Genomic DNA, 24,881 nt, shown 5'->3' on the forward strand with positions numbered 1-24,881 from the left:
GACACACAAAGAAAAACAAAAAGATATACGAAATAAAAAATCACTTAGCGGAACTTTGTGTAACAACTTAAACACTCAACAAAACACTCACGGCATTTCCACCAAAACCTACAGCATTTACCAATACTTTTTTTATTGATTTGGTTTGTGTTTGTGCTTTCGCAAAAGGAACTCCGATAAACTGATTGTGTTGCATCATCAAAATAGCTAATTCCACACTTAAAATCCCTGAAGCTCCAAAAGTATGACCTATTTTCCACTTATTTGTAGTTAATAAAGGTAGGCTGTCGCCAAAGATTTTTTGAATCGCTTTATACTCGGTTAAATCGCCGGCTTTAGTTCCCGGAGCGTGCATTACAATGGCATCAACTTCGTCAGGATTTGTATTTTGCAAAGCCATTTTCATTGATTTCTGGAAACAAGTTGCTTCTGCCGAAATAGAAATATTGTGTTCTAAAATCTCTGTGGCATAACCAATTCCTTCGATGAAAGCCAAGGCATTTTCTTTTTTCCCTATTTCGAGACAACACACCGAAGCGCCTTCACCCAGAATCATCGAATTGAGTTTTTTATCCAAATTCAACGCCTGATTTGGATAAGCTTCTTCGCTGTGAGAATATATTTTTAAAGCTCTCATTTGGCCAATGGTAAAATCGGTAAGAGGTGCTTCACTTCCACCAACCAAAAATTTATCAGCCATACCGGCACGTAACCAAGCCACGCCATTTAAAAGCGAATGCAAAGCCGTAGAACAGGTAATAGAATGCGAAATTTCAGGTCCGGTACTTTGTAAATCATGTCCCACCCAGGAAGAAATATTCCCTAAAGTGGTTGTTGGTGAAGCCAAAGTTTGAGCTTTACCGGTTTCTAAATATTCCTGAAAATGTCTTTCAAACAAATCAGTCGCTCCTCGAGAAGAACCGATGTTTATTCCAAAAACCGAATTCTTATCCCACCCTGCATTTTTAACAGCCTGTCGCGAAGCCACCATGGCATACAAAACCGAGTTATCTAAGGATTTGTATTTGACATCTGACGCTTGTAATTCGGAGATTATTTCTTTCGAAACATCATCCAAAGAAGCAACCCAAGTTTCCTGATTATCTAACTTCTTTTTAGAGAAAAAATGTTTTTCAGAAAGGTAATTTTCCCAAATTGCTTTCGGGTCATTGCCCAATGGAGAAATGGATGCTAAAGCTGTTATTGAAATTATTGTTGACAAGACTTTTTTATTTTTAACCGCAAAGGTCGCAAAGTTTTTTATAAAAATGACAACTATTTAAACACGAAGAACACAAAGAAAGCACAATGCTCACAAAGCAACATTTAAAAAAATTAAATTGTGTTCTTAGCGCCTCCTTTGTAACCTTTGCGGTTAAACTTTAAACTATTTCCAATGCGTTTTCAACCACTTCATAGACTTTTTGCAATTGTGCATCAGTAATAATATAAGGCGGTAAAATGTAAACAATATTTCCTACCGGACGCAGAATGATTCCGTTTTCAATAAAGAAATTATAGAGTTTGGTACGCATGGTTCCGTAATAAGTTTCTTCGTTTTCTTTTCTTATTTCCAATGCAAAAATAGTCCCTAAAACCCTTGTTGCAATTACCTTTGGATGATTCTTAATACTTTCCTGAAACACCAAGTGATTCGCATTTACTCTTACCAAATTCGCCTGCATTTCTGGAGTTTGCAACAACTCAAAACTCGCTAAAGCAGCTGCACAACCCGTTGGATTAGCCGTAAATGTATGTCCGTGAAACAAGGCTTTATTGATATCATCATCATAAAAAGCATCAAATATTTCCTGTGTAAAAGTAGTAATCGCCATCGGAATTGTTCCGCCTGTCAAGGCTTTAGACAAACACATCATATCAGGAATTTGTTGACAATAATCCATCGCAAAAGTTTTTCCCGTTTTACCAAAACCAGTCATGACTTCATCAGCAATAGTCAAGACATTATTTGCTGCACAAATTTGGATTAACTCATCCAATGCTTCTGGTTCATACATCACCATTCCGGCTGCTCCTTGCACCAGAGGTTCAAAGATAAAACCCGCACAATTGTACTCCCGAATCACTTTTTTCAAAGCATCAAAACTGGCTTGCTCCTTACCTTTTACAGGAACAGGAATACGTACCACATCAATAAACATTCCTTGAAAGGCCTGCGTATAAAACGAAATTCCGCTGGCTGCCATAGCCGCAAAAGTATCACCATGAAAAGCATCTTCAAAAGCAATAATCGTAGTTCTCTTTTCGCCTTTATTGAAGAAAAACTGTAAAGCTACTTTTATAGCCACTTCCACCGAAGTAGAACCGTTATCCGAAAAGAATATTTTTTGTTGATTTTCAGGTAAAATTTGCATCAGCTTTTCAGCCAAAACTACGGCTGGTTCATGAGTAAACCCACCAAAAAGCACGTGTTCCAAAGTCGTTAATTGCTTATAAATCGCATCGGCAATAAATTTATTGGAATGTCCAAAAGGATTCACCCACCACGAAGCAATTGCATCGATATATTCTTTGTTGTTTTCGTCCCAAAGCAAAGCTCCCTGACCTTTTGTAATAGCTATAGGAGTTTGAGCAGTTTTATGTTGCGTATAAGGATGCCAAAGGTATTGACTGTCTTTTTCGATTAAGTTCATGTGTTAAGAATATAGAGAATAGAAAATAGAGAATAGAAAAAAGACTAAACGCTATAATTTTCGACAAAGATAAGAAAGTCTATTCTCTTTATTCTATACTCTATTTTCTGCTATAAATTCATTAATTTTTCCCGAAACAAATCGGCATATTCCCAAATTACATTTTGATCAAAATAGGGTTCTTCCTCAATTCTTCCAATGCAATTAATTCCGGTTTTTTTCAAAATTATAGATTCTGTTGCTTGATTTTCTTTTCCGTTAAAAAGAATCCCAGCTATAGCGATTTTTCTATTTTGTAATGCTTCAATTGTGAGCAATGTATGATTAATACTTCCCAAATAATGACGGGAAACTACAATTACTTTATAATCAGGTTTTATTAAATCAATGACACAATCGGTATCATTCAATGGGACAAATATCCCTCCTGCCCCTTCAACCACAAGATTATTGTTAGTAACCGGCTCTGTTATTTTTTTTAAATCAATAACAATATTATCCAATTCGGCAGCCAAATGTGGACTAGCCGGAGTGTTTAAAGCATAACTATTCGGATGAATTACAGTCTTATCATTAGACAAATAGGCTTTTATTTTATGACTATCTGAAGTAGCTAAATCACCAGCCTGAACGGGCTTCCAGTAATCTGCTTCTAATGCTTCTGTTATAATTGCTGAGGCAATCGTTTTACCTACATCGGTTCCAATTCCTGTTATAAATAATTTCATAATTTGGGTTTAACCGCAAAGTTCGCAAAGAAAGCGCAAAGTTCACAGAGAATTAACTTTTAAAAACCAATTCGCTCAACAACTGTAAAACATTTGAGATTTCATCCTTTGAATTAAAAGCATGCAAACAAAATCGTAATCGTTCCTGTCCTTCCGGAACAGTTGGCGAAAGTATGGGTTTGACATCAAACTCTTTTTCCTGAAGTTGTTTAGCAATCCATTTCACTTTTTCATTTCCTGGAATAATCGCCGACTGAATTGCCGATTTACTGCGAACAAATATTGGCTTTAAACCCAATAAATTCTTTTGCTGATTAAAATGAATGATATTTTCTCTTAACAAATGAATGTTGTTTTTTTCGGTTTCCAAATGCTGATAAGCAACTAAAATTGTGGCAACAGAATGAGGAGAAAGTCCTGTTGTATAAATAAAACTTCGGGCAAAATTGACCAAATAGTTTTTTAATTCTTCAGAACCTAAGATTGCAGCTCCATGACATCCCAATCCTTTCCCAAAAGTCATAATTCGGGCAAAAACCTTATCCTGTAAGCCAAACTGCTGAACTAATCCTGATCCGTTTATACCAAAAACACCTAAAGCATGCGCTTCGTCAAAAACTAAATAACAACCGTATTTTTCAGAAACAGTAATCAGCTCTTCTATATTTGGGCAATCACCATCCATAGAGAAAACACTTTCGGTAACAATATAAATGGTTGATGGTTTGAATTTCAGAATCAATCTTTCTAAATCTTCAAAATCGTTGTGTTTAAACTTATAGGATTTAGCATTAGACATCGAAATTCCGTCACGAATGGAAGCATGACTTAATTCATCGTATAAAATAATGTCGTTTCGCTGTGGCACAGCACTAAAAAAACCCACATTGGCATCATAACCCGAATTAAAAATTAATGCCGATTCTGATTGATGAAATTGAGCAATAAAATTCTCCGTTGCACTATACAAATTATGATTCCCAGAAAGCAATCGCGAACCTGTAGCTCCGTTTTGAGTATAGCCATTATCAACTAAATACTGATGGGTTTGATTAAAAATCAACTCTGACTTTGAAAAACCAAGATAATCATTGGAAGAAAAATCGATTAAATCTAAAGTTGAATTGAGTTTTCTAAGAGAATTGTTATTTTCTCTGTTTTTCAATTTCATATAAAGATTTAATGGCAATTTTTTCATAGAAGACAAAAATAAGTATCTTTTTTGATTTTTGTATTTTAAGAAAAATTTGTTTTTGTTTTAATCATTAAAAAAACGGTAAAAGAATTAGCTAAAAACTTAAAATTCACTTGTTATTTTTAAACAAACTATTTGTTTCGAAAACGTTTTAGATAGGATATACTGTTAACAAAACGTTAATATAGATAAAAAAAGAACTAAAAAATGTTCCTTTATCCGCCTTTTTCTACCGAACCACATGAAACAAATTGTTTATTTATTCTTATTTGTAACATTGTTTTACAATGCCTTAGGGCATTATCTGATATTTTCTTTTCAGGAAGAACAGGAATGGATAAGTGCAATGGAAAAAAGTAAAGATGAAGAATTCCAAGTCCTAGAATTAAATGCCTCATTATACTCATTCATTGAAGATACTGATTTTGAATATGTAAACGAAAATGTGATAATTGAAAATAAAAGTTATCATATCTTCAAAAAAAGAATTCAAAATAACATATTGAGTCTCTATTATTTACCCAATTCTTATGGTGATGTAATTGGTAAAAACTTAAATGAAATTGTAGATAATCAATTATTTAATTGTAGTTCTAAAGATTCTCCGGTAAAAAGATTATTGAAATCATTTTTGAAAGATTATATACCAAATACTTCTTTTTCTACTAATTTTTCAATCGATAATAATTGGGACACAAAACAGTGTTTCACATTATTAAACACTACGTTGCATTCAGGTTATTTGATTGGGCTAAGCCCTCCTCCTGAATTGATCTAATTTTATCCTCATTTCGGTGTTATTTAGTTGAATTGACTTATTGCCATAATTTGGCAAGTTAGGTTAAATGACTCTATGAATATAGTTTCCAAATACTATGATAGGTACATTTAATCTTGTTCAATTTGACTTGAACTCTTATGTCTAAATTTTCATAGTAAGAATCGCACATAGGAGTAAATAGTATTCCCGAATAATTTTATCCAGGGCATTTATAAATGCCGATCTATTTAATGCATTTCTTTTTGATGTATCAATCAAAAAGTCATGTATAATATCAATTTATAAAAATTAAAAATGAAGAAATTATACTTAAGCTGTATTCTGTTAATACCACTATTTATGAGCTCACAAACAGATATTGATGGCATTATGATGAGCAAAAACAATTTTTGTGTTGGAACTGTTTACCAGTATAGTAGCTGGGATAAGTATTGGGAAGGTACTTTTAAAAGAGAAAATTTAAATCTCGGTACTGTTTCTACAAAAAGCATAGGACTAATGGGTAACTATGGTCTTTCGGATAAACTTAATATTCTCTTTAGTCTGCCTTATGTTGAGACTAATGCTTCTGCCGGCACCATGAAAGGACAGAAAGGAATTCAAGACTTAACTCTTACCGTAAAATATGTCCCTTTCGAAAAAAAAATAGGTCATACAACTTATTCATTATATGCGCTTGGAAGTTTTTCTGTTCCTGTTACTGATTACGCTGCGGATTATTTGCCATTAAGTCTTGGTTTAAAAAGCAAAACAGCTTCGCTACGATTAATGGGTGATGTTCAGTCAGGTAACTTCTTTTCTACATTATCTGCTGCTTATATTAAAAGAGCCAATATAACTATTGACAGAAATTCATATTATACAAATAATGAAGTGCATTATACAAATGAAGTAGCTATGCCCGATGCCATTTCTGTAAACTTTAGATTTGGTTATCGCTCCAACCGATTAATTGCAGAAGCAATTATAGATAGCTGGACCACACAAGCTGGGGGTTTTGACATCACAAAAAACAACATGCCTTTTCCCAGCAATACCATGAATGCATTGAAATTAGGTCTGAATACAAAATACACCCTAAAAAGAATTCCTGAACTGGCTGTTGTTGGGGGGTATAATTTCGTAACCGAAGGAAGAAATATAGGGAAATCAACTGCTATTTATGGCGGTTTATTCTATGTTATTAATTTTAAAAAAACTGAACACGATGAAAAATGTACTACAAAAACTTGTAAATAAAAGTCTTTTCGTTTTGTTATTTGCATTCAGCTATTCTTGTAGTAATGACATAACAGAACGTAATGAAAATTTCACAAAATTAAATCCTTCCAATACTGATGAAGCTGCAGGTAAATGGAAAACATACCTTTTGACTACACCTGATGAATTTTCTTTAGATGTCCCGATAGCTACAAACACAGCAGCATACACGAGAGAAATCAACGAAATAAAAAGCTTTCAAGCTAATATAACTAGTGAACAAAAACGGATTATTAACTATTGGGCTGCTGGAGGTGTATTACGATGGAATGAAATAATGAGAACTTTGGTAGCCAGACATAACCGTCCGCCATATCAAAATGAAGATGGAACTTATCCGGCACCATCAAGTGCCAACCCTTTTGATAATCCGCAATTTCCATTTTCTAATCCTCCGTATGCTGCCAGAGCTTATGCTTATGTAAGTGCGGCTCAATATGATGCGCTAGTTGCTGCTTGGCATTATAAAAAATTATATAACAGAGCGGCACCCTTTACTGTAGATAATAATTTACAAGTTTTAGTTCCAAAAAGTTCTTTACCTTCTTATCCATCGGAAGATGCTGTATTAGCCGGAGTCACCATTGAGTTACTAAAATTATTATTTCCAACAGAAATTGCATACATAGACGGGAAAGCTGAAGAGCAAAAACTATATCGTATCATTAGCGGAGCCAATGTTCGTTCTGATGTAGATGCCGGAATAATACTTGGAAGAAAAATTGCAGGAAAATTTATAAACCGGGCTGCCGGTGATGGTGCCGGAGCTGCAATAGGAACTCCGGAATATTGGTCACAGTTACAAACACAAACAGCTGCAACAGGAGAAATACCATGGAAATCTCAAGAATCACCAATTAGACCACCAATGCTTCCTTTGTTCGGAAAAGTAAAATCTTTCCTTATGTCAGCCAACGATGTTATTGCGAATCGTCCTGTTCCACCGCCTTCAACAAAATCAGAGCAGTTTGCCAAAGAATTAGCAGAAATTAAAAGATATAGCCAAAATAATTCTAAGAAAAATATGCAAATAGTAACATTTTGGGCAGATGGAGTAGGGACTTATACTCCTCCAGGACATTGGAACGCTATAGCAGCCGAATCATTTGCAGAACAAAATTACAGCGAAGTTAGGTGGGCCAGAAACATGGCTTTATTAAACATTGCCATGATGGATGCTGCTATCAGTTGTTGGGATGCTAAATATACTTATTTTAATCCAAGACCATCACAGATAGATCCATCAATTAAAACAACTACCGGACTTCCGAACTTTCCGTCTTATGTTTCTGGGCATTCTACTTTTAGTGGAGCTGCTTGTACTGTTTTATCTCATATTATCCCCGCTAAAGCAAAAGACTATCAAGCTATGGCCACAGAAGCATCAAACTCCAGAATGCTTGGCGCTATTCATTACCGAAGCGATTGTGAAAAAGGGCTTGAATTAGGAAAAGCTGTGGGTGCTTTTGCTGTTGCAAGAGCAATTACAGACGGAGCTGAATAATAAGACAAGGCTGATTGATATTTGTTCAATTAGCCTGTTTTATATTGTCAGTTTATAATTTTGATAACTACTAAAAAGTCTGTTATGCTTTTTTAAATATCACAAATTTTGTCCATAAAAAAAACGTCAAGCAATGCTTGACGTTTTTCTATTTACACAAATTGTCTTAGTCGGCTAAAACAATTACTTTATTGTCTTTCATTTCAATAGTTCCTGAAGAAATAGCTAAAGTATAGTTTTGATCATTTACTTTCGAAAACAACTTTGCTGATTCTTTGCTAAACTTAAAACTTGGCGCTGTAATTTTTACAGTTCCTTTTTGAAGCAAGGAAACAATTGGAGCGTGATTATTCAAAATTTGGAAACTTCCATCAACACCTGGTAAAGTTACTGATGTTATTTCTCCTTTGAATAAAGATGCCTCTGGTGATACTATTTCTAAAATCATAATTTTTTGAGTTATGAATTATAAATTATGAATTATAAGTTTCGTAAAAAACTCATAACTCATAACTCATAACTTATTTATATTAAGCTTCAGCTAACATTTTTTCTCCGGCTTCGATAGCTTCTTCGATAGTCCCTTTAAGGTTGAATGCTGATTCTGGCAAGTGATCTAATTCACCGTCAATAATCATATTAAATCCTTTGATAGTATCTTTAATATCAACTAATACCCCTGGAATACCTGTAAATTGCTCAGCTACGTGGAACGGTTGAGACAAGAAACGTTGTACACGACGTGCTCTAGATACAGCTAATTTATCTTCTTCAGATAACTCTTCCATACCTAAGATCGCGATGATATCCTGTAATTGTTTGTATTTTTGAAGAATCTCTTTTACTCTTTGTGCACAATTATAGTGATCATCACCTAAGATGTGTGGAGTTAAAATTCTAGAAGTAGAATCCAATGGATCTACCGCAGGATAAATACCTAACTCAGCAATTTTACGAGACAATACAGTTGTAGCATCTAAGTGCGCGAAAGTTGTAGCTGGCGCAGGGTCAGTTAAGTCATCCGCAGGAACGTAAACCGCTTGTACAGATGTAATAGATCCTTTGTTTGTAGAAGTAATACGCTCTTGCATAGCACCCATCTCAGTTGCCAATGTTGGTTGGTAACCTACCGCAGAAGGCATACGTCCTAAAAGTGCCGATACCTCAGAACCTGCTTGTGTAAAACGGAAGATATTATCAACGAAGAATAATACGTCTTTTCCTTGATCAGATCCTGCTCCATCACGGAAATACTCAGCAATAGATAATCCTGAAAGCGCTACACGAGCACGAGCTCCAGGTGGCTCATTCATTTGTCCGAAAACGAAAGTAGCTTTAGACTCTCTCATTCCTGGCAAATCTACTTTAGACAAATCCCATCCTCCATTTTCCATAGAGTGCATGAATTCCTCACCGTATTTAATAATCCCTGACTCTAACATCTCACGAAGCAAGTCATTTCCTTCACGTGTTCTTTCACCTACCCCAGCGAATACTGAAAGTCCACCGTGACCTTTTGCAATATTGTTAATCAACTCCTGAATCAATACTGTTTTACCTACTCCAGCACCTCCAAACAATCCAATTTTACCTCCTTTTGCATAAGGCTCAATCAAATCGATTACTTTAATACCTGTAAATAAAACTTCAGAAGAAGTTGATAAATCTTCGAATTTTGGTGCCTGACGGTGGATTGACATACCATTCTCACCAGTTTTTGGCAATTCTGGCAAACCATCAATAGCATCACCTACTACGTTAAATAAACGACCGTAAACATCTGCTCCAATCGGCATTTGAATAGGACTACCTGTTCCTACTACTTCATATCCTCTGCTCAAACCATCTGTTGAATCCATCGAAATGGTACGAACAGTATTTTCTCCAATGTGAGATTGTACCTCAAGGATTAATTTAGTACCATCTTTTTTAGTGATTTCTAATGAATCATAAATTTTTGGAAGTTCAACATCCTTACCGTTGAAAACAACGTCAACTACTGGGCCAATGATTTGGGCAACTTTTCCTATTACTCTAGACATTACTTATGTATTTATTAAACAGCTATTTAGGTTTATGAAACTTACCTTATCAAAATTCAATGAATTAGGTGTTTTTTCAGAGCGCAAAGATAATTTTTTAAAATAAAAAATCAACAATTTTATTCAAAAAACATAAAAAAATAAAATGAGGCATAAAAACAGCCCTAAAACCGACTTTTAAAAGACGCTTTTTCCTAAAAAACAAAAAATCACTTCTTTATAAAAACAAGTGATTTTTTGTTAAGACTAATCTTCTAACATTCGCCCTAAAAACAGCAAAGATTAAAAGATAAAACTACCGACACCGCTATGGATTTATTGTCCATGAAGCAAAATACTGCTGACCTATCAATCCTGCGCCTAAAACCTGCGCATATTCTTTTCCGCCAATATTTGAAGCAGCAATTTTCAAAGTTGATTTAAGCGAAGGAATACTATAATTAATTTGCGCATCAAACACAGTAGCCGATTTCACCATCCCATCAACCATTGAAGACTCCCACTTATAATCAGAATTCCATCTTCCACTGATATTAAAACCAAAATTTTTAAATAATTTTTCATTTCCAAAAGAAGCTTTCACTCTATGCTTAGGAGTATTAAAACCGGCTTCAAAACTAGGATCTTTAGCCTGATTAAAATCAAATTCAGCATAATTATAATTCACACCAAATTCATAATCTTTATATATTTTTCTGGATAATCCTAAACCAAATCCAAAAGACCGAATTTCAACATCAGTATTAGTAAACAATTGATACACCCTAAAATTATCATTTTGCAACGCATGTAATGTTTGAACTCCGGGATCTGTGGGTCCGGCTAATACATTAGGAGCATCTTGCACCGTTCCATAATAAGGCGAAACAACATTTAAATTCCCAATAAAGTCATTATAAATATTATAGTATCCGCTTATATCTACCGACATTTTGTTTACATACGATCGATAACCTAATTCAAAAGCTTTCACTTTTTCCGGTTTCACATAATCCACATTTGCTTTTCTCAACAAAGCCGAAGCAGCAACGGGATTTGTAGGCGCCAGAGCGGCAAATGCCTGAACAGTTGTAGCCACATACGAATTTCCATAAGCCTCTTCTCCCGTCATAACTTTTGTTGCTCCACCATTAAAAAACTGGCCAGTAGTAGTGCTAACAGGCAAAGTTTCTGAATATCTGGACAAATTCTCCGGAGCCGAACCAATCAAAACTGCGTTCCCCACATTAAATCCTATATATTGATCCTGAGTCGTTGGGTTTCTAAAACCGGTTTGAAACGAAGCTCTGAAATTATGCTGCTTATTCTCTCCGGCCGCATACACCAAAGAAAGCCTTGGCGAAAAATTCCCATTAAAATTTTGTGATTTATCATAACGAACAGAACCTGTAAACTTCAACCTGTCATCCACAAACTTTTTCACCAACTGAGTATATGCACCATATTCATTATAATGAATCGGACTATCAGCATCAGTATATATCCTTCCATGCGAATTCAACCGATATTCTCTAAAAGAACCTCCAATTTGGATTTCAGCAAATTTTATTAAGTCCTTAAAATTATAATTCACATCCGAATGATATATCTTAGAATTATCTACTAATTTCGAACCTGATAACACATTTGGCTCTGCAATTACACTATTAAATGCCGATTTAAAAGCAGCTGTACCCGGCATCAACCTGCCAACATCAGCCTGCGACCTCGCATAGGAATGTGCTGCCGTTGGATTATTATAAAAAGGACTTGAAGGATTCCCAACCGCACCGGCATAAGTTGCCGCATAAGTCCCAAACCAAACATCATCCGATTTCCATGCCCTATTGACATTAATTCCTGTAAAAAGCATATCATAAGACTGCCCACCATCTTCAGAAGTTGTATAACCTCTCAAGAAAAAATTCTTGCCTTTAAATTCTAATTTATGCTGTTGCATAAAAAAATTATTCAAATAATAACGATTAGCCCCTTGATAAACTGCATTTCCAAATCCAAATTTACTCAACCAAATGATTTCGAAATTTTCATTTCCGAAAGGCCTGAAATGCAACGAAAGATCAATCTTAGTATTACTTGCTTTATTATCTGTCAAATCCGTTTCATTATACCCCGTTCTTGAGACATTTTCTTTTGGTAAATAATCCGCAAAACCCGACGGCAAACCAGCAGCAGCCCAAGCCCCACTGGCAATCATTTTTTGCCCCACATTATAGATATTAGTACTTACCTCATCACCATAAACATTAATCCCATCATAATTAAGATGACTTCTGTCCCTTCCACTAACCGTTTTATCATTGTAATTTGTGGCGTACCAATCAGTACCACGCATATATGTAAAATTGGCTTTTGCTGCAAAATGCTTATCAAAAGCATGAGCCATCCGGATTCCGTAATCAACAAAATCGTTTACTCCTGCTGCTTTTTGACTGGTTTGACCATATTTTACATAAGCAGTAATCCCCTGATAATTGAACGGACTTTTACTATTCATAAATAAGATACCATTAAAAGCATTGGCACCATACAAAGCTGAAGAAGCTCCTGGCAACAATTCTACACTTTGTACATCTATCTCAGAAACTCCCACCATATTCCCCAAAACGAAATTCAACAAAGGCGAAGAATTATCCATACCATCCACCAATTGCATAAAACGTGTATTGGCCACAGTAGCAAAACCACGCGTATTAATAGACTTGAAAGTCAAACTACTGGTATTCATTTGCACTTCTTTCAAATTTTCTAAACCATCATAAAAAGTTGAAGAAGCTGTTTTTTTCACATCGGCTATACCCATCCTTTCAATCGTAACCGGCGATTCAAAAACCCTTTCAGGTGTTCGGGATGCCGACACCACAATTTCATCAAGCACATTTTGCTCTTCTTTAAGAACAATCCCCATTAACTGTTTCTTCGAAGTAACCATAATTTTTTTGGTCACAAAACCAATACTACTAACTTCAATTTCAAAAGGAAAATTCAAAGAAGTCTTCAAAAGAAACTTCCCTTCACTGTCAGCTATCGTAACGGTAGTTTCACCAACAACCTTAACATTAGCACCGACAACGGGTAAATTATTCTTCTCAACAATCGAACCTTCAACTGTATTTTGAGCAAAACTTATGCTACAAATAAACATCGATAAAAAAAACAGACAAGCTTTCATATAGTTAAGTTTAATGATTTGGACTACTAAAATAATACTAATTTCACCACTATTTAAAAAACAAAAGCTTTAATTTAAAGAATCGTATGTTAAATTTAATTTTTTTTACAAAATTCGCAATCCATCTCTTTTTTGAAATAAAATCAAAACCTTTAAAATCGTAAAAAATCACAAAACAAAAAAAGCGAGATTTTCATCTCGCTTTCTAAAAATATATCCTGAAAAAATTATTCCACCGTTACTGATTTTGCCAGGTTACGTGGCTGATCCACATTACAATCTCTAAATACTGCAATATAATAAGACAATAATTGCAACGGAATTGTAGTAATTAACGGAGATAAAGCATCCGACGTTTCCGGAATTTCGATAACATAATCAGCCAATTCCCTCACCTGAGTATCACCTTTAGTCACAACTGCAATAATTTTACCACTTCTTGACTTAATTTCCTGAATATTACTTACAATTTTATCATAATGTCCTTGCTTAGGAGCAATTACAATAACAGGCATTTGCTCATCAATCAAAGCAATTGGACCGTGCTTCATTTCGGCAGCAGGATAACCCTCAGCATGAATATATGATATTTCTTTTAACTTCAAAGCTCCCTCTAAAGCCACCGGAAAGTTATACCCTCGGCCTAAATACAAACAATTAGGAGCATCTTTGAAAGCAGTAGCAATTTCTTTAGTTCTTTCAGCTGTCTCCAGAGCTTCTTTTACTTTCTCAGGAATCAATTCTAATTCCAATAAATACCTATGGAAATCAGAATGAGACAAAGTTCCTTTTGCTTTAGCTAAACGCAAAGCTAACATAGTCAACACCGTAATTTGAGTAGTGAACGCTTTCGTTGAAGCTACCCCAATTTCAGGTCCTGCATGTGTATAAGCACCTGCATGAGATTCTCTCGAAATAGAAGAACCCACGACATTACAAACACCGAAAACAAAAGCACCATGCTCTTTTGCCAGTTTAATAGCCGCCATAGTATCGGCAGTTTCTCCTGATTGGGAAATAGCAATAACTACATCAGTACTTTTTATGATTGGATTTCTATATCTAAATTCAGAAGCATATTCTACCTCCACAGAAATACGGGCAAATTCCTCAATAATATACTCCGCAACTAAACCTGCATGCCACGAAGTACCACAAGCAACAATAATAATTCTGTCTGCATTTAAGAATTTCTCCAAATGATCTTCGACACCCGACATTTGAATAATTCCTTTATCAGCATGCAGCCTTCCTCTGTAAGTATCTTTAATAACACTTGGTTGCTCATAGATTTCTTTCAGCATGAAATGATCAAAACCTCCTTTTTCAATTTGCTCCAAATTCATTTGAAGCTCCTGAATATAAGGATCAACCAAACTATCATCTTTAATTTTTCTAATCTTAATAGCTTTATTCAGACTAATATTAGCCATTTCACCATCTTCCAAATAAACCGCATTAGAAGTATATTCAATAAAAGGTGAAGCATCAGAAGCAATAAAATACTCCCCTTCTCCAACTCCGATTGCCAAAGGACTTCCTAATCTTGCTGCTACAATTTCGTGAGGATTTTTAACATCAAAAACCGCTATAGCATAAGCTCCCACCACTTGGTTAAGCGCTAACTGAACAGCCTTTCCTAATTTTATTTTTTCTTTTTTCTGAACTTCTTCAATCAGATTCACCAATACTTCTGTATCAGTATCCGAATGAAAAACATATCCACGCTTAATTAACTCTTCTTTTAATGGTGCGTAATTTTCAATAATTCCATTATGAACTATTGCTAATTCACCTGAATTTGAAAGATGAGGATGAGAATTCACATCATTTGGAACACCATGAGTAGCCCAACGGGTATGACCTATTCCAATAGAACCATTTGTTGTAATCTCTTTTTGTGCCTTTTCTTCAAGGGCAACAACCTTTCCTTTTGTTTTACAAACCTTAATAGCTCCATCATAAACCATTACACCGGCACTATCATAGCCACGATATTCCAGTCTTTTTAAACCTTTAATAACAATAGGATAAGCTTCTCTATGTCCTATATAACCAACTATTCCACACATATAATTCTATTAATTCGGTTTTGTGTAATATATTTCTAATTTTAATCTTTTCCCATCAGGGACAGAAGGATTCCCTCCATGCAATACCACACCTAAAGGATTCATAACCGAAGCCTGAGGCGCTTTAGACACTATTGTCCCGTCTGTTAAAGTAAAAGACGAACGCAATTTATTCATGGCACTGTTATTAATATTCTCAGTAACCACCACACCTAGTTTCACATTGGTAGAATCAGCATTTTTAACCAGATTTCGGATATGTCTGGTGATATTTATTTCATAAAAATATTCACCAGCTTTATTTTTTATTAACTGGCCTCCATAAATTAACAATCCGTTTTTAGCATTTGTTCCTGTTGACCCGTCATAAAGATAATCAACTACTGTAGTGCTATTAGTCAAATCATATAAATAAATACGGTTTGGTTTTTTAGTAGCCCCCATAGTTAAAGTATCGACATGAAAAACAAGATTAGCCTCGTTAATCATAATACTTTTTCCTGTCACAGGATCTTTACGTCTTAATTCATCCAACTGATCCGGAACATGATTCATACCAACTGTCTCATTTCCATTAGCATCATAACCTTTAACATCAGTTTTATCAAAAAGATCTAAAACAGTCATCGCTCCTTCTCCACCTTTTACATACAATTGACTATCTCCCGAAGTTTTGTTAGGATTATTTAAGGCCGTATCATAAGCTGGCTTCTTGGTATTTGTCAACAAACTTACTGTGTTCCCCGTTAAATTTAACACAATTGACTTAGGAACTCTTGTAGTTGTAGTCACATTATTTGTTGTAGTTGTATAATCTTCTTTATAATTGATGGTAACCGTCCCCGATTTAAAATCCATCATAGCCAACTGTCCCGGGTTAGAACCGGATTTCTCAACTTTAAAATACAATCCTCTGAAATAGTTTTTAAAAACATCATTAGTTATTAATTTTCCAGAGGCTGCTGCATCAATAATTTTGGTTTTAAAATAAGCCTTATTCAAAGCCAAACGCATGGCCGGAGCAGTCTTTGTAGTTGTTTTAACTTCCTTACCATCAGTTGTAGTAGTAGTTGTATTTTTAATTTCACTTTTATCAAAGAAAAAAGCATCATTTTGAGCAACAACACCATCATTTAACCTTACACCACCTTTTAAAGCATCAAAATCACTGCCTTGGTTTGTATAATATTTTTGTGATTCCAAAAAACCTGTTGCAGGATCTAAATCCCTCATAAAATAACCGTTTTCATAAACACTTAATTTAATAGCTCTTTTATTCTCATCGGCTGAACCATAAATAGAATCTAAAACATAAGTACTATTTCCAGTTGTTGCATTAGTAGATTCTATATGACTAAAATAAGGAATCGACAAAGTCACACTATCAATTTCAACATTATTACCTATAGTAGGATTTACAGAAGCCAAAACAACCTGAGTAGCAAAACTAGCTTCGGTAGTTCCAAAAACAGCATCCTCATAAATCCCCAAAGGATTCACAGGTAAATTATTAGAAGCAACCGGATCTATTTTTTGATTATACGACAATACATCATAAGATTTTGGTATCAAACCAAAATGTTCATCACCTATTAAATCTCCGCCTATAGAGTTAAAGTCTTTATCACAGGAAGCAAAAAAAACGACTGTTATTGCTAGTAGAATTATCTTAAAAAAAGAATTATTGCGCATATTTGGTACTAAAAAATTGGGTTTAAAGCATTTCTTTATAAAAATTACTATACGCATCGGCGAAAGCATCTTTAGGGACGTAAGGTAAAAAAGGTTTCCCTGAAGTTTCAATAAATTTTGTTAAACTTGAACTAAGATTTGGAGAAGCCACAATTACCGCGTCTGAATGCATTACAGTTGCCTTCATAATATTCTCATAATCAGGAACCGAAAGCATATCAACAGCTTCCTGAGGAACACCATCAAGTTTTACTTTGTTAAGCATTTCAACATCCAAAGTTCCGTCAAAAGATTGTCCATATACTGAAGTAACAATCTTCGTTTCAGAAAACAATGCCTCATTTTTATAAAAATGCTTCATGTATACCGGCAACATAGCTGCCATCCATCCGTGTACATGAATAATATCAGGCACCCAATTTAATTTTTTCACAGTTTCAACGACACCTTTTGCAAAAAAGATAGCGCGCTCATCATTATCAGGATACAATTGTCCGTCTTCATCAGCAAAAGTCGCTTTTCGCTTAAAATACTCGTCATTATCAATAAAATATACCTGAATTCTTTCTTTAGGAATAGATGCTACCTTAATAATCAAAGGCATATCTAAATCATTTACTACCAAATTCATTCCTGAAAGACGTATAACTTCATGTAACTGATGTCTTCTTTCATTAATATTACCATATCTTGGCATAAAAATTCGAATCTGTCCCCCTTGGTCATTTACCATCTTAGGAACATCATAAGACATTAAAGAAACCTCATTTTCAGCCAAATACGGCACCACTTCAGATGATACATATAATATCCTCTTATCTTTCATATTGCAATTTAGTTAGTTTGTTGGTAATAAAAACCACGCAAAATTACAAAATTTTATGCAGTTATTAACTAATATATTATGTTTGCACTCAATTTTAATAAAATTATCATGCCTATTTTCTATGGAAAAGTAGCTTTAGTTGAATTTTTAAATTCGGTTAAATCGACTAATTCCACTATTGGTTTTGTTCCAACAATGGGTGCGCTTCACCAAGGACACCTTTCCTTAATGCAACAATCACTAGCAGAAAACCAACATACTGTAGTGAGTATCTTTGTTAATCCAACTCAATTTAACAATGCTGAGGACTTGGAAAAATATCCCAGAACTCTAGAAGAAGACACTAAAAAAATTACCCAATTAGATCCAAACATAATTATCTATGCTCCTACTGTTGACGATATTTATGAAGGAAAAGTCACTTCACAGGATTTTGATTTTGATGGTTTAGAAAACCAAATGGAAGGCAAATTCAGACCAGGGCATTTTAACGGCGTAGGAACCATTGTAAAACGCCTTTTTGAAATTGTATCTCCTGACAATGCTTACTTTGGCGAAAAAGACTTCCAGCAATTACAAATTGTCAAAAAAATGGTAAGCAAAAATCATTTGAATGTCAAAATCATTGGTTGTAATATTTTCAGAGAAACGAACGGACTGGCGATGAGTTCCCGTAACGAACGCCTATCTGCAGAAGAAAGAGAGAAAGCTTCAATTATCTATCAAACCTTACTCGAAGCCAAAGAAAAATTCAAAACTCAAGATTGTAATGAAGTAAAAAATTGGGTCAATACAATCTTCGAATCCAATGACATTTTTGATTTAGAATATTTTGAAATTGCTGACGAAGAGACACTTATTCCTTGTGAGAAACAATCAAAAGATAAAAATTATCGTGCATTTATAGCCGTATTTGTTAATAATATTCGTTTGATTGATACCATTTCATTAAAATAATTTACTTTTGCACCATGCAAATTCAAGTTTTAAAATCAAAAATTCATCGGGTAAAAGTAACAGGAGCCGATTTAAATTACATTGGCAGTATCACCATCGATGAAACCTTATTAGAAGCATCTAATATTATTGAGGGGGAAAAAGTTTCTATTGTTAATATCAATAATGGAGAACGTTTTGACACTTATGCCATAAAAGGAGAAAGAAATTCAGGCGAAATTACACTTAACGGTCCGGCTGCCAGAAAAGTACAGAGAGATGACATCATCATTATCATTTCTTATGCAACGATGGACTTTGAAGAAGCAAAAACCTTTCAGCCCTGGATTATTTTCCCAAACGAAAACAACAATTCATTAACATAGATAAAGATTAAAAATTTAAATCGAAGCGTTTCCAAGAGAAGCGCTTTTTGTTTTTATAAGCTTTATTTTACTTTCATAAAAAATCAGTATCTTGCTTTAAAGTTTAGAATCCTTATTTTAAATCCCCCAATTATTATGAAACAAGCGCTACTTTTATTCTTTTTTTCGGTTTCATTATTTGCCCAAAAAAACACCGAATTAATCAAATCCAACAATCTTGGAGAAACCAGAGAAATATTCGTTAGCCTGCCTTCTTCCTATGAAAACAGCCCTACGAAAAGATATCCTATCCTATTATTATTAGATGGCGATTATTTATTTGAACCTTTTCAGGGCGCTATAAAATATGGTGAATATTGGGATGACCTTCCTGAAACCATCATCATAGGCATTAAACAAAAAAGCAGCCGCATGGACGATTGCGCTTTTGATGAAGCTCAAGGCACTCCAACCAAAAGAGCCATAGCTTTTTACAATTTCATTGGCGAAGAACTGATTCCTTTTGTAGAAAAAAAATACAGGGTTGCTCCTTTTCGAATTATTGCCGGGCACGATACTACAGCCGGATTTTTGAATTTCTTTCTTTACAGAGACAATTCTTTTTTCAATGCTTACATCTCACTAAGTCCTGAATTAGCTCCGGGAATGCAAAACCAAATTGCCACTACTTTAACCAACACCAAGAAAAATATTTTTTATTACCAATCTTCGGCTGACGGAGACATTAAACAATTGCGCCAACCAATTGAAGAATTAGATGCCAATATTAAAGCCATTGCCACTAACAATCCCTTAGTAAACTATCAATACGACAAATTCAATAATGCTTCTCATTATTCATTGGTTTTATATTCGGTTCCAAATGCTTTGTACCAAATTTTTGACAGCTACAAACCTATTTCTTCAACAGAATTTGCCGAAAAAATTGTCATTCTTCCATCAGGATACGTCGATTATCTCATTAAAAAATATGAAAACACCACTCAAAAATTAGGTATGAACGTTCCTATTCGAATCAACGATTTCAAAGCCATAGAAGCCGCTATTTTAAAAAACAAAGCTTACGAAGAATTGGAAAAGCTTTCCCAATTAGCCAATAAAAATTACCCAAAATCGATGCTTGCCGATTACGAATTAGGCTTAATGTATGAAAAACTAGGCGACAATAAAAAAGCCTCCAACAAATACCAACGCGCTTCACAATTAGAAGAAATTGGTGATTTAACGAAAGATATGATGTACAACAAGTACGAGGATATGAAAAGTTTAAGCGTAAAAAAATAATGTCAAAAGTTAAAACCTCTTTTTTCTGTCAGAGTTGCGGAACTTCCTATGCAAAATGGCAGGGACAATGCAACGCCTGCAAAGAATGGAATACCATTGCCGAAGAAATCATTCAAAAACAAGACAAGGTAGCCTGGAAAAGCGAACCAACACCCGCTAACAGAGCGCCAAAACCTTTAAAAATTACCGAAATCGATTCGACCCAGGAAATTCGAATGGATACTACAGATACCGAATTGAATCGTGTTCTTGGCGGAGGAATTGTTCCCGGTTCGCTTACGCTTTTAGGCGGCGAACCCGGAATTGGAAAAAGCACACTTTTACTCCAGATTTCTTTAAAACTACCCTATAAAACTTTATATGTTTCGGGCGAAGAAAGTCAGAAGCAAATCAAAATGCGCGCTGAACGAATTACACCCAGCAGCGATAATTGCTACATTTTAACCGAAACCAAAACCCAAAATATTTTTAAGCAAATTGAAGCTATCGAACCTGAAATTGTAATAATCGATTCGATTCAAACGCTTCATACTGATTATATAGAATCGACTGCGGGAAGCATTTCGCAAATCAGAGAAACCACTGCCGAACTGATTAAGTTTGCCAAAGAAACCAACATTCCTGTAATCCTCATTGGTCATATTACAAAAGACGGAAACATAGCCGGACCAAAAATTTTGGAACACATGGTCGATACGGTTTTGCAATTTGAAGGCGATCGCAATCACATTTACCGAATCCTTCGTTCGTTAAAAAATCGTTTTGGTTCTACCTCCGAAATTGGTATTTACGAAATGCTGGGCAGTGGTTTACGCGAAGTTTCCAACCCTTCGGAAATATTGATTTCGCATAAAGACGAAGAACTTTCCGGAACCGCCATTGCTACCACACTCGAAGGCATGCGTCCGCTGATGATTGAAATTCAATCCTTAGTTAGTACAGCAGTTTACGGAACACCACAACGCAGCACCACTGGTTACAACGCCAAGAGACTCAACATGATTTTGGCAGTTTTAGAAAAAAGAGCTGGTTTCCGACTGGGCGCCAAAGACGTTTTCCTGAATATCACCGGAGGAATTTCGGTTGATGATCCGGCTATCGATTTGGCCGTCGTAGCCGCTATTTTATCTTCTAACGAAGACATTCCGGTGGACAAAGGTTTCTGTTTTGCAGGCGAAGTAGGACTTTCAGGCGAAATACGTCCGGTAAACCGCGTTGACCAACGCATTCAGGAAGCTGAAAAACTCGGATTCTCTACCATTTTTGTATCGAAATACAATAAAATTGCCTTAAAAAATACGGGGATTAAAATTGAACTAGTTGCCAAAATCGAAGATGTAGCAGCTATGCTTTTTGGGTAAAACTTATTTTTAAAAACAAACCCGACAGTCCCGATGTTATCGGACTATCGGGTTTAGTAAATCTAAATCATCAAATACCCATCCATTTTTTAATAGCCTCGTTATAACTTCTACCAGAAGTAATATTCGTTTTTCTATTGTTATTCAATGTGATTACAAATCGGCTGTTAAAATACTTTTGAACTTCCATAACCTGATTCATATTAACTATAACCGAACGATGTACCCTTAGAAAATTTTCTGGTAATCTCATCTCTAATTGGGATAGAGATTGCTCGATCAAATGGCTTTCTTTATTGGTATAAACTGTAACATATTTTTCATCGGCTTCAAAATGAGTGATCTCATCCAGCTTTATAAAAATGAGTTTCTCCCCCTTTTTTACTGTTATTGAAGTCATCTTTTTCTCTTCTTTTTGACTATAAAATTCTTTTAAAACCGACATGATAGCATTAGAAGACAGATTGTTTTTTAAACTACCCAATTTTTCAACAGTTTGCTGTAAACGTTCCAATCTTAAAGGCTTCAACAAATAATCAATACTATTGGTTTCAAAAGCTTTCAAAGAATATTGATCAAAAGCCGTACAGAAAATCACAATAGGTATTTTCTCTAAACGTTCCAATAATTCAAAACCATTCAATCCTGGCATTTCAATATCCAGAAAGATCAACTCAGGTTGTAATTGATTGATTTTTTCTACAGCCTCAACTCCATTCTTAGCTTCGTCCAATACCTGAAAAGTTTCCGGAAAATGCTCCAGTAATTTCTGCAAACGTGCTCTTGCCGGCAGTTCATCATCTATAATTAAAGTCGTATACCCTTGATTTTTCATTTTAAACATTAGCTATAAAAATGGTTATTTCTTTTTGAGGTTGATTACGCCAACTCATTTCAGCTTTATCTCCATAACTAAATCGCAACAAATCATACACTGTTTGCAAACCATGCCCACTCAACAAACCTTCCGAAAAATCGGGACCGTTATCCTGAATCGAAATTAAAATACCCTTGTCTTTCTTACTTACTTTCAGGACAATTTTACCTTGTCCTTCAATTTTAGAAATTCCGTGTTTGATGGCATTTTCTACCAAAGGCTGCAAAACAAACATGGGAATTTCAACCTTCAATAAATCATCATCAACATCGATAGAAAAATCCAAACGGTCTCCAAAACGGATTTGTTCAATTTCTAAATAATTCTGAACCAAATTTAACTCATCACCCACGGTATTTACTTTTGCCCCTTTTCGATTAATACTATGTCGAAATAAATCCGACAAAGACAAAGCCATTTTTTCGGTTTTATCTGCATCAATATGTGCTAAACCGGCTATTGAATTTAACGCATTATACAAAAAATGCGGATTGATTTGTGATTGCAATGTTTTGAACTCAGCTTCTGCTTTGGCTTCCCTCAAACGGCTCAATTCAAAATCTTTCTCTTTAACTAAAGACTCTGAATAATGATTCAGATACAATAATATTCCTCTACCGATTGCCAATCCAGCTGAGAAAAAAACATAAGGCAAAATAAATTCAAAAAATCCTTCTCTATCTGATTCTAAAAATATTAAAGTAAGTGGTGCTGTAAAAGAAACAAAAGTAAAAATAACTTTCAATACCAATTGATAACTAATTCTTTCATTCCCTTTAATACTAATTTTTTCTAATCCCCATAAAATAAAAGAAATTAAAACCGAAAGCACTATAGCAAATGGTATTTGAAAAAGAATTTGGCTATTCCATCCAATAACCGAATTAAAACTTGTCAGATAATCATATAAATTGACGAGATTCACTAAATGAAGCAGTATCAAAAAAACTGGAAGCAAGTAGTTAAGATAGGAATACTTGTATTTTCTATCTTGAAAATAGCTAAACATTAAAGCAAAGACCAATAAACCTAAGGCACTAATAATTCCCCAAACTTTAAATTCATGCATTTTTTTATTGGTAAAACTGCTCGCATAACGCCAAGGATAGTTAGCATACATATACGTTTTGAATTGCTCTATAAAATTATCTGAATATAGTTTTTGCAATAAAAATTTGTCAGCATCTGTGAGTTTTGAATTTTCAGGTTTATGTTTTATTGAATTAAAAATATTGTTTACTGACGACTCTTCACTTAATATTTTGTCATCTCTAACAAAACAAAGTGATCTTAAAAACTCATATTGAATGTATAATTTCCTTTCCTCATGGAAAAGTACTTTATTAATATCAATAAAGATATAATATGGACCATTTCTATCATTTAAAACTTGATCTCGAAAAAAACGAGAACTAGAAATATTCCCTAAATCATTGGGTACTTTAACGGCATTAAGTCCTTGAGCTTCTACTGTAACGCTATGATTTGGATTTGGATCAAACTCAATTTGTATTGTAGACCCCATCAAACTGTAAACTGGAATTCCTTTAAATAAGGTATTATAATTGTTTTTTAGAACAGATTCAATTGGTTTCCCAACAAAGCTTGTGAAAAAATCGATAGTTTTATTTGGAATAATAATTCGTAATTCCTGTATTATTTCCTTAATAATAATACTATCCTGTTGAGAGGCATTTTCCAACGAAATTAAAATTGGACCTTTTATCTTATAAACGTTTTCGGTCTCTCCATCAAACAATCGGTCTTTTATATATTCCCATTTGTATTTTTCAGAATTAACATCTGGAGTTTTAACATATACCGTATCATTTGGGTTTCCATTTTTGTTAAAAGCCAATTCCACATTTAATGGAGTTGAATCTTTTGAAACAACAACAAAGCTGGTAATTACCAGAATCAATATTAATACGATTAGTTTTTTCATAGTTATTTGGTTGGTTTAATTATTTTAGGCAAATGAACTAAACCAAGTCATTTGAAAAAACATTTTTCCGACGAACTGCAATTTAGGAGAATTAATTGCTTTTTATAAAAAAAATTGCACAAAAAAACCAGTTGATTTCTAAAAACTAACTGGTTTGAAATTACAA

19 protein-coding genes are annotated in these 24,881 nt (G+C 34.5%); 7 read left to right on the forward strand and 12 right to left on the reverse strand.

Annotated features, from left to right (window positions below):
* Nucleotides 1-67: 67 nt before the first annotated feature.
* The 4 genes from BLR17_RS01750 to BLR17_RS01765 form a co-directional block, all read right to left on the reverse strand.
* The gene (locus BLR17_RS01750) at nucleotides 68-1,222 is read right to left on the reverse strand and encodes a beta-ketoacyl synthase N-terminal-like domain-containing protein (RefSeq protein ID WP_066328282.1); all 1,155 of its coding nucleotides are present in this window, start codon (nucleotides 1,220-1,222) and stop codon (nucleotides 68-70) included.
* A gap of 160 nt (nucleotides 1,223-1,382) precedes the next feature.
* Complete coding sequence (bioA, locus tag BLR17_RS01755) at nucleotides 1,383-2,654, reverse strand: adenosylmethionine--8-amino-7-oxononanoate transaminase (protein WP_066328281.1); 1,272 nt, start codon at nucleotides 2,652-2,654, stop codon at nucleotides 1,383-1,385.
* A gap of 110 nt (nucleotides 2,655-2,764) precedes the next feature.
* Nucleotides 2,765-3,382: a dethiobiotin synthase gene (gene bioD, locus BLR17_RS01760; protein ID WP_066328280.1), complete on the reverse strand. Its 618-nt coding sequence runs from the start codon at nucleotides 3,380-3,382 to the stop codon at nucleotides 2,765-2,767.
* Nucleotides 3,383-3,434: 52 nt separating this feature from the next.
* Nucleotides 3,435-4,553 carry an aminotransferase class I/II-fold pyridoxal phosphate-dependent enzyme gene (locus BLR17_RS01765; RefSeq protein ID WP_245683103.1) on the reverse strand — a complete coding sequence of 373 codons (1,119 nt, stop codon included), beginning with the start codon at nucleotides 4,551-4,553 and terminating at the stop codon, nucleotides 3,435-3,437.
* A 265-nt stretch (nucleotides 4,554-4,818) separates the two neighbouring features.
* Between BLR17_RS01765 and BLR17_RS01770 the strand changes: the two genes are divergently transcribed.
* From BLR17_RS01770 to BLR17_RS01780, 3 genes are all read left to right on the forward strand, one after another.
* On the forward strand, nucleotides 4,819-5,355 hold the full coding sequence (locus BLR17_RS01770; RefSeq protein WP_066328278.1) for a hypothetical protein: 537 nt from the start codon (nucleotides 4,819-4,821) through the stop codon (nucleotides 5,353-5,355).
* A 342-nt stretch (nucleotides 5,356-5,697) separates the two neighbouring features.
* Nucleotides 5,698-6,597: a transporter gene (locus BLR17_RS01775; RefSeq protein ID WP_245683104.1), complete on the forward strand. Its 900-nt coding sequence runs from the start codon at nucleotides 5,698-5,700 to the stop codon at nucleotides 6,595-6,597.
* A complete protein-coding gene (locus BLR17_RS01780; RefSeq protein ID WP_083189439.1) occupies nucleotides 6,566-8,122 on the forward strand; it encodes a vanadium-dependent haloperoxidase in 1,557 nt (518 codons plus the stop codon). The genes BLR17_RS01775 and BLR17_RS01780 overlap by 32 nt, the downstream gene beginning before the upstream one ends.
* Nucleotides 8,123-8,288: 166 nt before the next feature.
* On the opposite strand, the gene BLR17_RS01785 is transcribed toward BLR17_RS01780, so the two are convergent.
* The 6 genes from BLR17_RS01785 to BLR17_RS01810 all read right to left on the reverse strand — a co-directional run bounded on the left by BLR17_RS01785 (nucleotide 8,289) and on the right by BLR17_RS01810 (nucleotide 17,926).
* Nucleotides 8,289-8,570 carry a F0F1 ATP synthase subunit delta/epsilon gene (locus BLR17_RS01785; protein ID WP_066328275.1) on the reverse strand — a complete coding sequence of 94 codons (282 nt, stop codon included), beginning with the start codon at nucleotides 8,568-8,570 and terminating at the stop codon, nucleotides 8,289-8,291.
* Nucleotides 8,571-8,652: 82 nt separating this feature from the next.
* The gene (atpD, locus tag BLR17_RS01790; protein WP_066328274.1) at nucleotides 8,653-10,164 is read right to left on the reverse strand and encodes a F0F1 ATP synthase subunit beta; all 1,512 of its coding nucleotides are present in this window, start codon (nucleotides 10,162-10,164) and stop codon (nucleotides 8,653-8,655) included.
* A 307-nt stretch (nucleotides 10,165-10,471) separates the two neighbouring features.
* Nucleotides 10,472-13,336: a TonB-dependent receptor gene (locus BLR17_RS01795; RefSeq protein WP_066328273.1), complete on the reverse strand. Its 2,865-nt coding sequence runs from the start codon at nucleotides 13,334-13,336 to the stop codon at nucleotides 10,472-10,474.
* A gap of 227 nt (nucleotides 13,337-13,563) precedes the next feature.
* On the reverse strand, nucleotides 13,564-15,408 hold the full coding sequence (gene glmS, locus BLR17_RS01800) for a glutamine--fructose-6-phosphate transaminase (isomerizing) (RefSeq protein ID WP_066328272.1): 1,845 nt from the start codon (nucleotides 15,406-15,408) through the stop codon (nucleotides 13,564-13,566).
* 9 nt (nucleotides 15,409-15,417) lie between these two features.
* Complete coding sequence (locus BLR17_RS01805; protein WP_066328507.1) at nucleotides 15,418-17,100, reverse strand: BamH family beta-barrel-assembly machinery protein; 1,683 nt, start codon at nucleotides 17,098-17,100, stop codon at nucleotides 15,418-15,420.
* 22 nt (nucleotides 17,101-17,122) lie between these two features.
* Nucleotides 17,123-17,926: a glycogen/starch synthase gene (locus BLR17_RS01810; protein ID WP_066328271.1), complete on the reverse strand. Its 804-nt coding sequence runs from the start codon at nucleotides 17,924-17,926 to the stop codon at nucleotides 17,123-17,125.
* 78 nt (nucleotides 17,927-18,004) lie between these two features.
* Between BLR17_RS01810 and panC the strand changes: the two genes are divergently transcribed.
* The 4 genes from panC to radA all read left to right on the forward strand — a co-directional run bounded on the left by panC (nucleotide 18,005) and on the right by radA (nucleotide 21,893).
* On the forward strand, nucleotides 18,005-18,883 hold the full coding sequence (panC, locus tag BLR17_RS01815) for a pantoate--beta-alanine ligase (protein WP_066328270.1): 879 nt from the start codon (nucleotides 18,005-18,007) through the stop codon (nucleotides 18,881-18,883).
* Nucleotides 18,884-18,897: 14 nt separating this feature from the next.
* Nucleotides 18,898-19,248, forward strand: coding sequence for an aspartate 1-decarboxylase (gene panD, locus BLR17_RS01820; RefSeq protein ID WP_066328269.1), 351 nt, complete (start codon nucleotides 18,898-18,900; stop codon nucleotides 19,246-19,248).
* A gap of 135 nt (nucleotides 19,249-19,383) precedes the next feature.
* Complete coding sequence (locus BLR17_RS01825) at nucleotides 19,384-20,532, forward strand: alpha/beta hydrolase (RefSeq protein ID WP_066328268.1); 1,149 nt, start codon at nucleotides 19,384-19,386, stop codon at nucleotides 20,530-20,532.
* Nucleotides 20,532-21,893 carry a DNA repair protein RadA gene (radA, locus tag BLR17_RS01830; protein WP_066328267.1) on the forward strand — a complete coding sequence of 454 codons (1,362 nt, stop codon included), beginning with the start codon at nucleotides 20,532-20,534 and terminating at the stop codon, nucleotides 21,891-21,893. Before BLR17_RS01825 ends, radA begins: the two co-directional genes overlap by 1 nt.
* Before the next feature lie 70 nt (nucleotides 21,894-21,963).
* Here the strand turns inward: radA and BLR17_RS01835 are convergent, their stop codons facing one another.
* Nucleotides 21,964-22,728: a LytR/AlgR family response regulator transcription factor gene (locus BLR17_RS01835; RefSeq protein ID WP_066328506.1), complete on the reverse strand. Its 765-nt coding sequence runs from the start codon at nucleotides 22,726-22,728 to the stop codon at nucleotides 21,964-21,966.
* Between the two features lies 1 nt (nucleotide 22,729).
* Nucleotides 22,730-24,715, reverse strand: coding sequence for a sensor histidine kinase (locus BLR17_RS01840; RefSeq protein ID WP_066328266.1), 1,986 nt, complete (start codon nucleotides 24,713-24,715; stop codon nucleotides 22,730-22,732).
* Nucleotides 24,716-24,881: the final 166 nt, after the last annotated feature.

Source organism: Flavobacterium glycines (assembly GCF_900100165.1).
Lineage (GTDB): Bacteria > Bacteroidota > Bacteroidia > Flavobacteriales > Flavobacteriaceae > Flavobacterium > Flavobacterium glycines.

What these genes read in the sequence shown, in the direction of transcription:
- bioA (WP_066328281.1), bottom strand. Translation starts at nt 2,654, where the DNA reads ATGAACTTAATCGAAAAAGACAGTCAATACCTTTGGCATCCTTATACG.
- bioD (WP_066328280.1), bottom strand. Translation starts at nt 3,382, where the DNA reads ATGAAATTATTTATAACAGGAATTGGAACCGATGTAGGTAAAACGATT.
- BLR17_RS01765 (WP_245683103.1), bottom strand. Translation starts at nt 4,553, where the DNA reads ATGAAATTGAAAAACAGAGAAAATAACAATTCTCTTAGAAAACTCAAT.
- BLR17_RS01770 (WP_066328278.1), top strand. Translation starts at nt 4,819, where the DNA reads ATGAAACAAATTGTTTATTTATTCTTATTTGTAACATTGTTTTACAAT.
- BLR17_RS01775 (WP_245683104.1), top strand. Translation starts at nt 5,698, where the DNA reads ATGAGCTCACAAACAGATATTGATGGCATTATGATGAGCAAAAACAAT.
- BLR17_RS01780 (WP_083189439.1), top strand. Translation starts at nt 6,566, where the DNA reads ATGAAAAATGTACTACAAAAACTTGTAAATAAAAGTCTTTTCGTTTTG.
- BLR17_RS01785 (WP_066328275.1), bottom strand. Translation starts at nt 8,570, where the DNA reads ATGATTTTAGAAATAGTATCACCAGAGGCATCTTTATTCAAAGGAGAA.
- atpD (WP_066328274.1), bottom strand. Translation starts at nt 10,164, where the DNA reads ATGTCTAGAGTAATAGGAAAAGTTGCCCAAATCATTGGCCCAGTAGTT.
- BLR17_RS01795 (WP_066328273.1), bottom strand. Translation starts at nt 13,336, where the DNA reads ATGAAAGCTTGTCTGTTTTTTTTATCGATGTTTATTTGTAGCATAAGT.
- glmS (WP_066328272.1), bottom strand. Translation starts at nt 15,408, where the DNA reads ATGTGTGGAATAGTTGGTTATATAGGACATAGAGAAGCTTATCCTATT.
- BLR17_RS01805 (WP_066328507.1), bottom strand. Translation starts at nt 17,100, where the DNA reads ATGCGCAATAATTCTTTTTTTAAGATAATTCTACTAGCAATAACAGTC.
- BLR17_RS01810 (WP_066328271.1), bottom strand. Translation starts at nt 17,926, where the DNA reads ATGAAAGATAAGAGGATATTATATGTATCATCTGAAGTGGTGCCGTAT.
- panC (WP_066328270.1), top strand. Translation starts at nt 18,005, where the DNA reads ATGTTTGCACTCAATTTTAATAAAATTATCATGCCTATTTTCTATGGA.
- panD (WP_066328269.1), top strand. Translation starts at nt 18,898, where the DNA reads ATGCAAATTCAAGTTTTAAAATCAAAAATTCATCGGGTAAAAGTAACA.
- BLR17_RS01825 (WP_066328268.1), top strand. Translation starts at nt 19,384, where the DNA reads ATGAAACAAGCGCTACTTTTATTCTTTTTTTCGGTTTCATTATTTGCC.
- radA (WP_066328267.1), top strand. Translation starts at nt 20,532, where the DNA reads ATGTCAAAAGTTAAAACCTCTTTTTTCTGTCAGAGTTGCGGAACTTCC.
- BLR17_RS01835 (WP_066328506.1), bottom strand. Translation starts at nt 22,728, where the DNA reads ATGAAAAATCAAGGGTATACGACTTTAATTATAGATGATGAACTGCCG.
- BLR17_RS01840 (WP_066328266.1), bottom strand. Translation starts at nt 24,715, where the DNA reads ATGAAAAAACTAATCGTATTAATATTGATTCTGGTAATTACCAGCTTT.